Raw genomic sequence first — 13,601 nt, forward strand, 5'->3', positions numbered from 1 at the left:
CCCATGCAAACAGTCCGTACCGTCAGCTTCCCCGACCAGCAGCTCCTGGACGATCTCTCACCCCTGCCCGAAGGGCTGCAGGGAGTGGTCTGGGACCTGGAGACAGATCCCGACGACGGGACGCTGGCTGAGATCGACGGCGTCATCCTGCCCTACATCAATGCCGGCGCCGTCCTGGGATCCCTCGCCAAGGTACCCGGCCTGAAGTACGTACAGACCCAGTCCACCGGATACGACGGCGTGATTGAGGCTGCCGGGCCGGCCGCGGGCGTGGCGAGCGCGTCCGGAGTCCACGCGGCGGCGACGGCGGAACTTGCCGTTGGGCTTATCCTCGCCAAGCTGCGCGGAATCGACCAGGCCGTCCGGGACCAGCAGTACGGCCTTTGGCGGCCCGAGCGGCGCCAGTCCCTCGCGGACCGTCGGGTGCTGCTGGTGGGCGTCGGCGGAATCGGGCATGAAATCGCCCGCCGCCTTGAGCCTTTTGAAGTCACCGTCACACGGGTGGGAAGCTCGGCCCGTACCGACGAGCGCGGCAAGGTGCATGCGTCGTCGGAACTTACCGTTCTCGCTGCCTCGCACGACATTCTGGTCTCGGTTTTGCCGCTGAATGAGCACACCCACCAGCTGATCGGGGAAGAAGTCCTCGCGGCACTCCCGGACGGCGCCCTGGTGGTCAACGTGGGCCGCGGCTCCGTGGTGGACACAGCCGCGCTGACCAAGGAAGTCCTGTCCGGACGCCTGCAGTGCGCAATCGACGTGGTCGATCCGGAGCCGTTGCCGCAGGACCACCCGCTGTGGTCCACACCCAACGCCCTGATCACGCCCCACATTGGCGGCAATGCATCGGCGTTCCAGCCGAGGATCCTGAAGCTCCTCCGGAAGCAGCTGGAGGCCCTGGCCGCAGGGCAGGCTCCCGCCAACCTGGTGCAGGCAGGTCCGTTCGCATGAGTTCACTTTTTGACCTGACGGGGCGGGTTGCCCTGGTAACTGGTTCGAGCCGGGGGATTGGCAACGCCCTGGCGAGGGCCCTTGCCGATGCCGGGGCCACGGTGGTGCTGAACGGCATCAACGAGGAGCGGCTCAAGGATGCAGCTGCCGCGATGGCTGCCGGCTTCGCGCCCGGGCGGGTCCACAGCGTCGCGTTCGACGTGACAAGCGACGCCGAGGCCGCCCGCGGGGTTGCTTGGGTGGAGGAGCACGTGGGGCCGCTGGAGGTCCTGGTGAACAACGCGGGCATCCAGCACCGGGTGCCCATGCTGGACCTGGACGTGAAGGACTGGGAACGGGTGATTTCCACGGACCTGACCAGCGCCTTCCTGGTGGGACGCGAGGCGGCGCGCTTCATGATCCCGCGCGGGCACGGCAAGATCATCAACATCTGTTCCGTGCAGACAGACCTTGCCCGCCCCACCATCGCCCCTTACATCGCGGCGAAGGGCGGGCTGCGGAACCTGACCCGTGCCATGACGGCTGAGTGGGCGGCCTCCGGGCTGCAGATCAACGGGATCGCTCCGGGGTACATCCACACGGAGATGACCCAGAACCTGGTGGACGACGAGCAGTTCAACTCCTGGATCCTGGGCCGCACCCCGGCCAACCGGTGGGGGACAGTGCAGGACCTTGCCGGGCCCGCCGTGTGGCTGGCGTCGCGGGGATCCGACTTCGTCAACGGACAGACCATCTTTATCGACGGCGGAATGACGGTGGTGGTCTGATGGCAACGCCAGCAATGCCCACGAACACAACCCTTCCGGTAACCGGCCCGGCCGTAGTGGCCCATGCCTCCAACGATCTCCGGATCGACGAGGTGCCCCTCGCCGCTCCCGCCGCCGACGAAGCCGTCATTGAGGTGCACTACGGAGGCATCTGCGGCTCGGACCTGCACTACTGGCTGCACGGGGCCGCCGGTGAATCGATCCTGAAGGCGCCCCTGGTGCTCGGGCATGAGATCTCGGGGACCGTGGTCCGGGCCGCAGCAGACGGAACGGGACCCGCCGCCGGTACTCCGGTGGCAGTCCACCCGGCAACACCCGGCCCCGGTGCTGCACGGTATCCGGCGGACAGGCCCAACCTTTCGCCGGGCTGCACCTATCTGGGCAGCGCCGCGCGGTTCCCGCACAAGGACGGCGCGTTCAGCCGGTACGTGAACCTCCCCACGCGGATGCTCCGGACGCTGCCGGAGGGCATCAACCTGCGCACCGCGGCCCTGATCGAACCCGCCGCCGTGGCGTGGCACGCCGTGGCGAGGGCGGGGAACGTTGCCGGCAAGACCGCGCTGGTGATCGGCAGTGGCCCCATCGGCGCCCTGGCCGTGGCGGTCCTGAAACGCGCCGGCGCGAGCCGGATCACCGCCGTCGACATGCATGACAAGCCGCTGGACATCGCCAAGGCCGTTGGGGCGGACCAGGTGCTCGCCGCCGGTGATGCCGAGGCGATCGCCGCCGTCGAGGCCGACGTCGTGATTGAATCCTCCGGCAACCACCACGGCCTCGCCTCCGCCATTCAGGGCGCAACCCGCGGCGGCACCGTGGTGATGGTGGGGCTGCTGCCTACCGGTCCGCAGCCGGTGCTGATCTCCCTGGCCATCACCCGGGAGCTGGAGCTCAAGGGTTCCTTCCGCTTCAATGACGAGATCGACGACGTTATTGCCGCCCTGGCAGACGGCTCACTGCAGGTCGATCCCGTCATCACGCACGAATACCCCGTCGGGGAGGCCCTGGAAGCCTTCAGCGTGGCGCGCAATTCGGCCGAGTCCGGGAAAGTGCTGCTGAGCTTCGGCGAAAACCACCCAGCCTCCGCCTAGAGTTTTTGTCCAGATATGCAGGGACAAGTGCCGCCGCTGGAGCCTGCAGATCTGGACAAAAACGCCCGCTATTTTGGCGGGCTGTGCAGGGGGATGACTTCCAGCGTGCCGTGCCCCACGAGTACCAGTACGTGCTGCGCCGTGACTCCGTCCAGGGCGGCCGCCACCTGGCCCACCGTTTCAGCCGGCGCTTGAGAAGCTGCCCCCACTGAATCTGCACCGGCCGCCGGAAGGGCCGGGCCGCCGTCGTCCGCCCGCAGCCAGACGGTGACCCTGGCACCGCCCGTGGCCTCGGCAATGCCCCGTGCCACGGCCTCCGGGTCCGCGTGCTGCCTCATAACCAGGGTGAGCTGCTCGATGGTCCGTTTCCTGGCTGGCTGGGCGGCCGCGAGGAGGGCGCGGTCGTGCCGCCACAGGGCGAAGTGGTACCCGGCCACCAGGGCGGCTGCCACCAGGAGCCCGAACGGTGCGCGGATGCGGTCCAGGAGGCTGCCGCCCGTGACGTCCCCGAGCAGGAACTCGAAGACCCGGTAGCCGATTACCAGCAGCGTAATGAGTGCCACCACGGCGCTGACGCCAAAGAATGCAATGAGGTACACGCGGCGTCCGGGCGGGATGGCCTCGGCAGCCTGCGGCTGGTTCCGGGGATTCCACGCCAGCCACCAGACGGGCCCGCCCACCAGGAGGGAACTGATGCCGCCAAGGAGCAGCGTGCGTGTTGCCCCTCCCGCCAGCGGGGACACGGCAGCTGCCAGCAAGGAGTTCACCACAACGCCCACCCCGGATGCCGAAGCCGCCAGGGCAACCGCGGACGTCACCAGGAGGCTTGCACGCATGGTGGCGGGGGACCGGCGGATGGACGCGGTGCGGTGGTAGCGCCACACCAGGGCCCCCACGAGTGTGGCGGCCACGGCCGGAGCCAGCGGCTCCAGCAGTTCGTTCATGGGATCGTCGCGGTCGAACGCCAGCCGCAGGAACACAAACAGGACCACGCCGGCCCCGCCGAGGGCGGTGATGCCGGCCGCGAAGACGCCGACGATGATCATAATGCTGTCAACCAGGTTGGTCTGGAAGCGGCGCCCGCCTTCCCGGAACCAGTGCCACCACCAGACCACGGTTCCGCCCGCCGCCCACACCAGCGAACGGAGCACCGGGTACCACCACGGCTCAACGGTCACCGTCAGGGGGAAGCCGCGGACAGCGACGTCGAGCAGGCCGCTGAGCGCCGCGATGCCGGCACCGGCGCCGAGCAGCAGGCCAAACACTGAGCCGACGACGGCCCTGACGTCGTCCAGGTGGACGGTGGGCTTCCGGGGGTGCTTCCACATCCACCGGTGCCACGCCCAGATGGCCGCCCAGACGACGGCGTTGGCAAGCGCCGGTGCCCAGTCACTGTCCCGCCGCCCGATGAGTGACGCCGCCATCCCCAACAGCGAGGTGGTGAAGATGATCAGGGAAACCCCGTACATGGCGGTGATGTAGAGGCCCCACCCGGCGGACCTGCGCTCTGCCTCGTCGTCCAGCCTGCGCCACACAAACCACCACAAAAGCAGGGCGAGCGGACCGCCAATCAGGGTGAAGGCCAGGGACCGGGCGAGTCCGGCCACATCCGTGGATGCCAGCACAGCCCCTGACGTGAACAGCCGGTCCAGCAGTCCGCTGAGGCCACTGGCGGCGATCACCACCAGCGCGAAGAGCAGGGCGTACTGGATGAGCCGGCGCAGCGTCACCTGGGCGAGTCCCGCCGGTAAAACGGTCATGCCTGCCGGGGCGCTCATGGTTTGACCTGTGTTCCGGTGCATGCCATCAGCTGGTACGGCGCCTGGCTGATCTTCCAGTCTCCGTCCGCCCTCACCAGGGAGAAGATGTCTTCCATCTCGTACTCGGAGGGGCCGAAGGGGCCGTCCTGGGACGAGTTGACGATTGAGACCCGCACGGTGGCTGACTGGTCCCGCTCCGACGTGGACACCAGGACCACCCGGGCGGGCCGGGGCTCACCGAAGTACGATCCGCGGCAGATGGTGCGGGCGGAATCCGTGAGGTATGTTTCGGCAGTTGCGAGGTCGCCGTCGATCACTGCGGAGCTGTACCGCTGGACAACTCCGGCCGGGCTGGCCTCATCGAGGGGTTCCGGATCTCCGCGGGAGAACACCACGGCGAGGGCCACCACCACCAGCAGGCCGATGACCCCCAGCAGCACGAGGAGGATCCGGTCCGGTTTTCGCGCTGCATCAGTCATGGCGCCAGTATGCACTTTCGGCACGACATTCGCTGGTGTCTTTCGGCCCGAGTTGCCGCGTACGACGGCGGGCTGGGCCGCCGTCGTACGCTTGCTGTGCCAGGGCGCCCAACTGAGTCCGCCGGACACAGTGCCGTCGGTTCAGGGACCCTTCCTCAGGTGGTCCTGCAGGACATACATGGTGCGCTGGGCGCACTGCTTGAGCCGCCGCAGGTGCTCCGCCGCAAGCCGGGGCAAAACCACGGCCGGGTCGGCGGTCCTGGCTTCCTCCCGCAGTGACTTTTCAAGCTCCAGGGCCAGCGCGGCGAGCCTCTCCGCCCCCACCATCTGGCTGGAGGTCTTGAGGCTCAGGACCGCATCCATGGCACCCGGCAGGTCCCCGGTGGTCAGGGCAAGCCGTACCTTTTGCAGCCTCTGGGGCATCTGCGCGATGAAGGCCTCCACGAAGACCTTCCACACGCCCTCCTCATCGTCGAGTTCGTCGCGCAGCCGCTCCAGCACTGCGGGGTCCAGGAGGGGCGGGGCATAACCGTCCGGCTGGGTCATGTCGGTGCCTCGATGCAGCCCATGAGCCCCCTTGCAGCCGGAGTGCCCGCGGTGATGCCCGCGGTCTTTCACAGGACGCTACGGGCACCAGGGATGGAGGGCACGAGTGGCGGGTACTCGATTTTCTGCGGGCGTTGCTCGTGCTAGCTGCCGGGCGTGAAGATGTCCTCGATGGTGCAGCCGAAGAGTGATGCCAGGCGGAAGGCCAGGGGGAGGGACGGGTCGAACCGGCCCTTCTCGATGGAAATGACGGTTTGCCGCGATACTCCCAGCGCATCGGCCAGCTTTTGCTGCGACCAGCCATGCTCCCTGCGCAGTTCCGGAAGGGTGTTTTCCAACGGCTACCCTCGCCTCCTGTTGACGGTGTAGCGCACTCCCGCGGACAGCATTCCCACGACGCTTACGGCCAGCAGGCCCACGGACCCCTCAATTTCAAGGGGCGTCAGGAAGAGCACCGCTGTTCCGAGGCCGGAAAAGATCAGCAGGTCGTGGAATGCTCCTGCTGCGGCATTGTCATACCAGCGCGATTCCACGGATTCCTCCGGGCGGGAGGCCGCGCCCTCCAGGGAATCCCGGTCAACAAGGAACGCCCAGGCGAGTGCACACATGGGCAGGACCATGAGGGCTGCCACGATGGCGGCACCCAGCAAAGGCTGCTGCGGAGCAAAGCCTGCCAGGGCGGCAGCTGCCGCGATCAGTGCGGCGAGAAGGATCCCGAGGGGGATGGCGGGCATCATGGCCGGTACGGTGCGGGTGCCAAGCCGGGCCCGTCCCCAGGCGGTGCGCACCGGATTCCCTGTCGCACTGTTCTTGTTCTCCGTCATGTCAGGCCCCCAGTTCTTGTCGGTAATCGATGCCTCCAGTGTAAAGCGAACTTGACTGTAAAGTAAACTTGTCCATTGCGGCGGGCTGCTGTAGCGGGCCGGGGCTCCCGTCCGGTCCCTCCGGTACCCTGAGGGAATGGTGCGGGAACTTGCGGACTTGAACGCGGAGGTCATCCTGCTCGCGGGAGCGGGACGGGCCATCCTGCTGCAGCTTGCAGACCCCGGCGTGGGCCGCGGCGTCGCAGAGCACAGCACGTTCACGGACCGCCCCATCAACCGGCTCAAGGGCACCCTGACCTACGTGTACGCCGTCACCTACGGAACTGACGAGCAGGTCAAAGAAGTCCGGCGCAGGGTGAACCGAGCCCACGTTCCTGTCCGCCGGGATGCCGATCACGAAACGCCCGGCTACAACGCGTACGACCCCGAACTGCAGCTGTGGGTCACGGCAACGCTCTACGACACCGCCCTGGTCATCATCGAGAAAATCTACGGCCCGCTCGACGACGAGTCCGCCGACAGCATGTACCGGGACTATGCGAAGCTGGGGACGGCCCTGCAGCTTCCGCCGGACATGTGGCCGAAGGACCGTGAAGCGTTCGGCCGGTACTATGACGCACGCATGGCCGGCCTCCGGGCGAGCGACGCTGCCATCCGCGTGGGCCGCGGACTCCTCTATCCACAGCATGCAGCACTCTGGTACCGCACCATCATGCCAATCGCCCGGTTCCTCACGGCCGGCCTCCTCCCGGACCAGCTGCGGAACGACTTCGGCCTGCCGTGGAGCGGGCGCCATGAGCGCCGGTTCCACCGCACCATGAAAGCCCTCGCCGTGGCATATCCCAAGCTGCCGCAGCGGCTCCGTCACTGGTTTAAGAACTACTGCCTCTCCGAGCTGGACACTTTCTCCCGCCGGGCAGGGCGCGCCAGTGCTTAGTTCCACTCCGCTGGAGGCGCGGCTTGACGAGCAGGCGCGCCGTTTCCTGGCCAGCGCCCCTTCCAGCCGCGTCCGGCCAAAGCTCACCGAATTCGTGGTCTTCGGCCTGAAGCAGGGCTGGGCCTGCATCTTTGGCGCCACCCTGCTCGCGGTGCTGATGGCCGCGCGGCTCTGGTACCCGGACGGCGCCGCGCTGGCCAGGAACGACTTCCTGACCCTCGCCGCGGTGATGATCCAGGTCCTTATGGTCGCCTTCAGGCTGGAGACCCTGAAGGAGCTGCGGGTCATCATCCTGTTCCACCTGGTGGGTACGGTGATGGAGCTTTTCAAGACCGACGCCGGCTCCTGGTCCTACGAGGCCGAGGGCTTCCTGCGGATCGGGGCGGTCCCGCTCTTCAGCGGCTTTATGTACGCGGCCGTCGGGTCCTACATGGTCCGCGTCTACCGGCTGTTCGACCTGAGGTTCGCCCGCTATCCGCGGCGCTGGATCACGGCGGCCGTGGCTGCGGCCGTTTACGTCAATTTTTTCAGCCACCACTACATCTGGGACGCACGCTGGGTGCTCCTCGCCGCCGTCGTGATTGTCTTTGGCCGGTGCGTGATGCACTTCAGGGTGTTCAGGAAGCACTACAGGATGCCGCTGCTGCTCGCCTTCCTGCTGGTGGCGCTGTTCATCTGGGTGGCCGAGAACATCGCCACCTGGTCCGGCGCCTGGCTGTATCCCAGCCAGGTGGACGGCTGGCAGCCCGTTGGGTTGGAGAAGCTCGTGGCCTGGTTCCTGCTGATGATCATTTCAGTGGTGCTGGTGGCCTGGGTCTACAAACCGCAGCCGCCTGCGGAGGCAACCCGGGACGGGTCGGCGCCGGCCAAGCACACCGTCCCGGCGGCCACCAGTAAGCACGCGGAATGAGTGAATCGGCACGGTTCCTGGCTGCCTACGATGAACAGCTGCGCACGGATGCCGAGACGCCCGGCGCCGTCTCGGTGAACAGGCGCGGGCCGTTGCTCCTGGCGGCATTCCGGGACGGCCGCGGCTTTGTGACCTACCGGGATCTTGGGGATGCCGGCACTGATACCCTCCGCCGGCTGGTCCGTGAAGCGGTGGACTACTTCCGGTCTGATCCAGGGATCACCCGGGTGGAATGGAAGACGCGCAGCCATGACCACGCCCCCGGGCTGCATGAGGTGCTGCTGGCGCACGGCTTTGCCCCTGATCCGCCGGAATCCATCATGATCGGCGGCGCGCAGGCGCTCAGCGTTCCCGTGCCGCTCCCCGATGGGGTGGTGGTGCGGCAGGTGGTGGACGGGCCGGATGTCCGGGCGATGTGCGCCATGCAGGATGAAGTCTTCGGCGATCCGGTGTCCGACGGGATGGCCGATGCCCTGCTGCACCGGCTCTCACTGGGTGACGGGATGCAGCTGTGGGTGGCCGAGGCAGACGGCCGGATTGTCAGTGCCGGCCGCCTCGAACCCGTGGAAGGCACCGCCTTCGCCGGGATCTGGGGCGGCGCCACGCGCCCGGAATGGCGCGGCCGCGGGATTTACCGGGCTTTGACCGCCCGCCGGGCACAGTCGGCCCTCGGCCTGGGTAAAACACTCATCCACAGCGATTCGACCGAGTTCTCACGGCCCATCCTGGAGCGCTCCGGGCTGGTCAAGGTCTCCAGCACCACGCCTTACCGCTGGCGGCGGGAGACCAGCTGAGCGCCACCGTTCATGCAGCGCTTCACAGCAGGACAGGCGATACAGTCTTCCCAATCGTTCCCGCGGGCCGTCTGTATGCTGGGCGAATGACTGCACCCCAGATCTATGTCAGCTTCCCCGGCACAGCCCGCGAAGCGCTGAGCTTCTACGCGGACGTTTTCGGGGGTGAGCTCTTCCTGCACAGCTATGAGGATTTCGGGCGCAAGGACGGGCCACCTGATGCCATAGCCCATGGAGTGCTCAAGGGCGTCGTTGCCGTAGCGGGTTCGGATGCCGCGGAAGGGCAGAACAGTGTCCGCCTTCAAGGGGTGATGCTCTCGTTGCTGGGGACCGCCGAGCCTGGGATCCTCCACGAGTGGTTCGACAAACTCGCCGTAAACGGCCGGGTGGTGGACCCGCTCGGTCCCAAGCCCTGGGGCGCATCGGACGGCCAGGTTATCGACCAGCACGGCCTTCACTGGCTCGTTGGCTACGAATCCGGACTTGAGCCGGCGGACCCCGTCCAGGAGGGACAGCCCGCCTAGCTTCGCAAGCCCGCCTAGCCTCGCGCGTTCGCCTGCGCCAGGTCCGCGATGTTCTCCGTCACCGCCCAGGAGGCCAGGAGCTTCAGGGCCTCCTCGGATGGGCTGCCGGGAGTGGCAGGGTAGACCGTGAGGGAGTGCCCGGGGTCCTCCTCCAGGCCCAGGACCTGGTAGTTCAGTTCCAGGAGCCCCACTACGGGGTGCTGGAAAAACTTGGTCCCGGAATAGTGCCGCCGGACGTTATGGGCGGCCCAGCGGGTGCGGAACTCATCGCTGCGCATGGATAGCTCGCCAATCAGTTCCGCAATGCCCTTGTCATGCGGGCTGCGGCCGGCCTCGCGCCGCAGGATGGCCACGTTGGCGCTCGCCGCCCGCTCCCAGTCCGTGTAGAAGTTGTGCGCCCTGGGGTCCAGGAAGATAAACCTTGAATGGTTGGCCGGCCGGGCGGGCGCCCGGTACATGTCCGAGTACAAGGCGTAGCCGAGGGTGTTGGCGGCCACGATGTCCATCCGGTTGTTCCCGATGAAGGCCGGCGCCCCGGTAATGGTGTCCAGGAGGTACCGCAGTTCGGGCCGCACGCCTGCCGGAACCGGGGCGGAGGCACGCTTCCGGCCGGACATGTTGGCGGTCCTGGCAAGGTCGTACAGGTGATCGTGTTCGGCGCGGTCCAGCTCCAGCGCCCCGGCGATCGCGTCCAGGACGCTGTCTGAAACACCCGAGAGGTTCCCGCGTTCCAGCCGCGTGTAGTAGTCCACGCTGACGCCGGCGAGCCGGGCCACTTCCTCCCGGCGCAGTCCGGGCACGCGCCGCCGCCCGCCGTACGGTTCAATGCCCGCCTGTTCCGGAGTGATGCGCCCCCGGCGCGTGGAGAGGAACTGCCGTACCTCGGCTCGGTTATCCATACAGGACACGTTACGACGAAGCAGGAGCCCTAAGGGTAGGACTGCCAGAACCAGTTACAACAGGGCCACCGCTACAGGCCGCCGTATCCGGTTTGATGGAACCCAGCCCCTGTAGCATTTCAATAACCCCCAACAGAACCCCAGGAGACCCATGACTACCGTCAAGGCCTATGCATCCCCGTCCTCCACTGAGGACCTCATCCCCACCACCATCGAACGCCGCGAAGTGGGCCCCCACGACGTCCTGATCGACATCAAGTTCGCAGGCATCTGCCACTCGGACATCCACACGGTCCGTGGCGACTGGGGCCCGCAGCAGTACCCGCTGGTTCCCGGCCACGAAATCGCCGGCGTCGTCACCCAGGTTGGCTCCGAGGTGACCAGGCACGCCGTGGGCGACCGCGTGGGCGTCGGCTGCATGGTCAACTCCTGCAAGGAATGCGAGAACTGCCTGAAAGGCGAGGAACAGTACTGCCTCAAGGGCAACGTGGGCACCTATGGCGCGGTTGACCGCGACGGCACCATCACCCAGGGCGGCTACTCCACCCACGTCGTGGTGACCGAAGACTTCGTGGTCCGGATCCCCGAAGGACTCGAGCTCGACGTCGCCGCTCCGCTGCTATGCGCCGGCATCACCACCTTCTCCCCGCTGCACCACTGGGGCGCCGGACCCGGCAAGAACGTTGCCGTCGTCGGCCTCGGCGGGCTCGGCCACATGGCCGTCAAGATCGCCCACGCCATGGGCGCCGAGGTCACTGTGCTGTCCCAGTCGCTCAAGAAGCAGGAAGACGGCCTGAAGCTGGGTGCAGACCACTACTACGCCACCAGCGACGAGAGCACCTTCAGCGACCTCGCCGGCACGTTCGACCTCATCATCAACACCGTGAGCGCCTCGATCGACATCAGCTCCTACCTGCAGCTGCTGAAACTCGACGGTGCCCTGGTGAACGTGGGCGCCCCCGCCGAACCGCTCCCCGTCAACGCGTTCGCGCTGATCGGCGGGCGCCGTTCGTTCGCCGGTTCCATGATCGGCGGCATCCGCGAAACGCAGGAAATGCTGGACTTCTGCGCCGAGCACGGCATCGGTGCCGAGATCGAGGTCATTCCCGCAGAGAAGATCAACGAGGCCTACGAGCGCGTCCTCGCCTCGGACGTCCGCTACCGCTTCGTGATCGACACCGCCACCCTCTAAGCAACACAGCGCGTCCGACGGCGGCCGGTCCCGTGAAGGGGCCGGCCGCCGTCGTGCGTGGAGGGGTATTCCCGCCATCCGCTGCTGCGGGCGCAACGAATAACCGGCATGAACTACTACACCCCGGCGGCGCAGGACCGGGCCCGGGACGCCGCATCCGATGCCATCGAGAAAGTGCTCAACGGAATGTCCGAACCGTTGAGCCGGCACGCCCTGAACGCCCGCTGGAAACGGGCCTGCGAAGCCATGGACAGGTTCCTGGAAGCACAGGACACCGGCGAGGAATAGGCCGCTTCCGCTATGGCCGCAGGGCCGCGAGGATGTGCGCCGCAGGGCCTGCAACAGTGCGGTCGAAACCGGTTCCGGCCCACAGGCTCAGCCAGTCCGCATCCCCGGCAGCGGCTGCTGCTGCGCGCAGGGGAGTGGTGAGGTGGTGGATCTCCGGGTAGCCGTCGGGGGCCTCGCCATCGTGGCGGCGCATGAATTCGTTGTACAGTCCGCGGGCGTTCCGCCCCGAGAAGGCCCGTGTGACCGCAGTGGTGGTGAAGCGCCCCGAGGACAGGGCAAGCCGGTGGGCTGCCTTGGTGCCGGCCTCGTCCGCGCGGAGGAACGCCGTGCCCGCCTGGACAGCCACAGCTCCGCGGGAGAGGGCGGCCCGGACATCGGCGCCCGTGGCGATACCGCCGGCTGCTATCAGCGGCACTCCGAGGTCCGCCAATTCTTCGAGCAGGCCGTGGAGGGATTCACCTTCCGGGCGGCGCGCTGTGTCAAAGGTGCCGCGGTGTCCACCCGCCTCCGGTCCCTGGACGCACAGCACGTCAACGCCTGCGTCCAGGGCGCGCATGGCTTCAGGCCGCGACGTTACCGTCCCGATGACGCAGGCGCCCCGTTGCTGCAGCGCGCCGATGACGGCGGGTTCCGGCACATCGAAGGTGAAGGAAACCGCCTCGGGGACATGCTCCAGCAGGACCTCAATCTTGTTGTCCCAGTAGTCGTCGTCATGGCGCGGATCCCCCAGGGTGACGCCAAAACGCCCTGCGTCCGGAGCCAGGGACAGGGCGTACTGTTCCAGCGCCCCGGGGCTGATGACCGGGGGCTGCGGGACGAAGACATTGACGCCGATGGGGGCTCCGGTCAGCCGCTGCGTGGCCTCGATCTCCGACTTCACCGCCGCCGCGGGCTTGTAGCCGGCGGCCAGGAATCCCAGTCCTCCCCGGGAGCTCACCGCCGCTGCCAGCTCCGGCGTGGACGGCCCGCCCGCCATCGGCGCCTGGATCACCGGCAACGGCAGGGAGGCGATGTCAAAGCGGGCGTTGCCGCCGGCGGGTGCATCCACGATGGTGGTTCGCTTTCGTGCTGAGGGTACTAGTACAGGAAAATGTCGATCCACTCGCGGTTGTGGGCATGGATCAGGACCAGGAACAGCACGAAGTCGAACAGCAGGTGGACGCTGACAATGTAGGACAGCGACTTGGTCACCGTGAACAGCCGGGCCTGCAGCAGGGCGAAGGGGAAGATGAAGAAGGGCGCCCAGGAATGGAAGCCGAGCTCCCAAAGGAAGGACGTGAACAGGACCGCCTGCAGCAGGTTGGCCTGCCAGTCCGGCAGGTGGCGGCGCAGCAGCGTGAACGCGGTGCAGATGAAGAAGAGTTCGTCCCAGATGCCCAGCACGTTGGTGCCGAGGAAGAGCCGTGCGATGCCGTCCGGGTCGCTGACAGCCGGCCAGTTGGTGTAGACGCCGGTCCGGATCATGTACACCGGCATCAGCGCATACCCGATTACCAGGACGGCAGGCAGGTACCACTTTTCGGCGCGCGTCCACGGCTGGCCCGTCCTGATGGGGAAGCGGATGGCGTGGTCCTTGGTGACGAACCTCGAGACCGAATAGGGAATCCCGACGGCGAGGATCATGGCGGTTCCCATAACCAGCATG

Annotated in this window: 17 protein-coding genes; 9 read left to right on the forward strand and 8 right to left on the reverse strand. The window is 67.2% G+C overall.

All coding sequences use genetic code 11. The features are described 5' to 3' along the window. Positions 1 to 3 precede the first annotated feature (3 nt). The 3 genes from IEX33_RS15330 to IEX33_RS15340 are packed head-to-tail and all read left to right on the forward strand — an operon-like array spanning position 4 to position 2,803. Complete coding sequence (locus IEX33_RS15330; protein ID WP_188731578.1) at positions 4 to 948, forward strand: 2-hydroxyacid dehydrogenase; 945 nt, start codon at positions 4 to 6, stop codon at positions 946 to 948. Beyond that, positions 945 to 1,715, forward strand: a complete 771-nt coding sequence (locus IEX33_RS15335) for an SDR family oxidoreductase (RefSeq protein WP_188731580.1) — start codon at positions 945 to 947, stop codon at positions 1,713 to 1,715. Before IEX33_RS15330 ends, IEX33_RS15335 begins: the two co-directional genes overlap by 4 nt. Continuing rightward, positions 1,715 to 2,803: an L-idonate 5-dehydrogenase gene (locus IEX33_RS15340; RefSeq protein WP_229675407.1), complete on the forward strand. Its 1,089-nt coding sequence runs from the start codon at positions 1,715 to 1,717 to the stop codon at positions 2,801 to 2,803. The genes IEX33_RS15335 and IEX33_RS15340 overlap by 1 nt, the downstream gene beginning before the upstream one ends. A gap of 68 nt (positions 2,804 to 2,871) precedes the next feature. On the opposite strand, the gene IEX33_RS15345 is transcribed toward IEX33_RS15340, so the two are convergent. The 5 genes from IEX33_RS15345 to IEX33_RS15365 form a co-directional block, all read right to left on the reverse strand. Beyond that, positions 2,872 to 4,581 (reverse strand): DUF5671 domain-containing protein, encoded by a 1,710-nt coding sequence (locus IEX33_RS15345; protein WP_188731581.1) that lies wholly within the window; start codon positions 4,579 to 4,581, stop codon positions 2,872 to 2,874. Next, positions 4,578 to 5,042 (reverse strand): hypothetical protein, encoded by a 465-nt coding sequence (locus IEX33_RS15350; RefSeq protein WP_188731583.1) that lies wholly within the window; start codon positions 5,040 to 5,042, stop codon positions 4,578 to 4,580. Before IEX33_RS15350 ends, IEX33_RS15345 begins: the two co-directional genes overlap by 4 nt. A gap of 141 nt (positions 5,043 to 5,183) precedes the next feature. Next, on the reverse strand, positions 5,184 to 5,588 hold the full coding sequence (locus tag IEX33_RS15355; RefSeq protein WP_188731585.1) for an Hpt domain-containing protein: 405 nt from the start codon (positions 5,586 to 5,588) through the stop codon (positions 5,184 to 5,186). 143 nt (positions 5,589 to 5,731) lie between these two features. Further along, entirely contained in the window at positions 5,732 to 5,926 is a 195-nt protein-coding gene (locus IEX33_RS15360; protein ID WP_104189442.1) for a helix-turn-helix transcriptional regulator, read from the reverse strand. Between the two features lie 3 nt (positions 5,927 to 5,929). After that, a complete protein-coding gene (locus tag IEX33_RS15365; protein ID WP_188731587.1) occupies positions 5,930 to 6,412 on the reverse strand; it encodes a hypothetical protein in 483 nt (160 codons plus the stop codon). A gap of 136 nt (positions 6,413 to 6,548) precedes the next feature. Here IEX33_RS15365 and IEX33_RS15370 point away from each other — a divergent pair, with 136 nt between their 5' ends. From IEX33_RS15370 to IEX33_RS15385, 4 genes are all read left to right on the forward strand, one after another. Next, positions 6,549 to 7,349, forward strand: coding sequence for an oxygenase MpaB family protein (locus tag IEX33_RS15370; RefSeq protein ID WP_188731589.1), 801 nt, complete (start codon positions 6,549 to 6,551; stop codon positions 7,347 to 7,349). Continuing rightward, a complete protein-coding gene (locus IEX33_RS15375; protein ID WP_188731591.1) occupies positions 7,342 to 8,259 on the forward strand; it encodes a DUF817 domain-containing protein in 918 nt (305 codons plus the stop codon). The genes IEX33_RS15370 and IEX33_RS15375 overlap by 8 nt, the downstream gene beginning before the upstream one ends. Further along, entirely contained in the window at positions 8,256 to 9,053 is a 798-nt protein-coding gene (locus IEX33_RS15380; RefSeq protein ID WP_188731593.1) for a GNAT family N-acetyltransferase, read from the forward strand. The genes IEX33_RS15375 and IEX33_RS15380 overlap by 4 nt, the downstream gene beginning before the upstream one ends. 86 nt (positions 9,054 to 9,139) lie before the next feature. Beyond that, on the forward strand, positions 9,140 to 9,577 hold the full coding sequence (locus IEX33_RS15385) for a VOC family protein (protein ID WP_188731595.1): 438 nt from the start codon (positions 9,140 to 9,142) through the stop codon (positions 9,575 to 9,577). Between the two features lie 14 nt (positions 9,578 to 9,591). Here IEX33_RS15385 and IEX33_RS15390 read toward each other — a convergent pair whose 3' ends face one another. Beyond that, complete coding sequence (locus IEX33_RS15390; RefSeq protein ID WP_188731597.1) at positions 9,592 to 10,476, reverse strand: helix-turn-helix transcriptional regulator; 885 nt, start codon at positions 10,474 to 10,476, stop codon at positions 9,592 to 9,594. Between the two features lie 151 nt (positions 10,477 to 10,627). Here IEX33_RS15390 and IEX33_RS15395 point away from each other — a divergent pair, with 151 nt between their 5' ends. Further along, complete coding sequence (locus IEX33_RS15395) at positions 10,628 to 11,668, forward strand: NAD(P)-dependent alcohol dehydrogenase (protein WP_104189460.1); 1,041 nt, start codon at positions 10,628 to 10,630, stop codon at positions 11,666 to 11,668. A 108-nt stretch (positions 11,669 to 11,776) separates the two neighbouring features. Continuing rightward, a complete protein-coding gene (locus IEX33_RS15400) occupies positions 11,777 to 11,956 on the forward strand; it encodes a hypothetical protein (RefSeq protein ID WP_188731601.1) in 180 nt (59 codons plus the stop codon). A gap of 10 nt (positions 11,957 to 11,966) precedes the next feature. Here IEX33_RS15400 and IEX33_RS15405 read toward each other — a convergent pair whose 3' ends face one another. Together IEX33_RS15405 and IEX33_RS15410 are read right to left on the reverse strand one after the other, a co-directional pair. Then, positions 11,967 to 13,004, reverse strand: coding sequence for a nitronate monooxygenase (locus tag IEX33_RS15405; RefSeq protein WP_268238418.1), 1,038 nt, complete (start codon positions 13,002 to 13,004; stop codon positions 11,967 to 11,969). Between the two features lie 29 nt (positions 13,005 to 13,033). Next, a partial coding sequence (locus IEX33_RS15410) for a CPBP family intramembrane metalloprotease (protein WP_229675408.1) occupies positions 13,034 to 13,601 on the reverse strand: 568 nt, incomplete at its 5' end.

It is taken from the genome of Pseudarthrobacter scleromae (assembly GCF_014644515.1).
GTDB classification, from domain to species: domain Bacteria; phylum Actinomycetota; class Actinomycetes; order Actinomycetales; family Micrococcaceae; genus Arthrobacter; species Arthrobacter scleromae.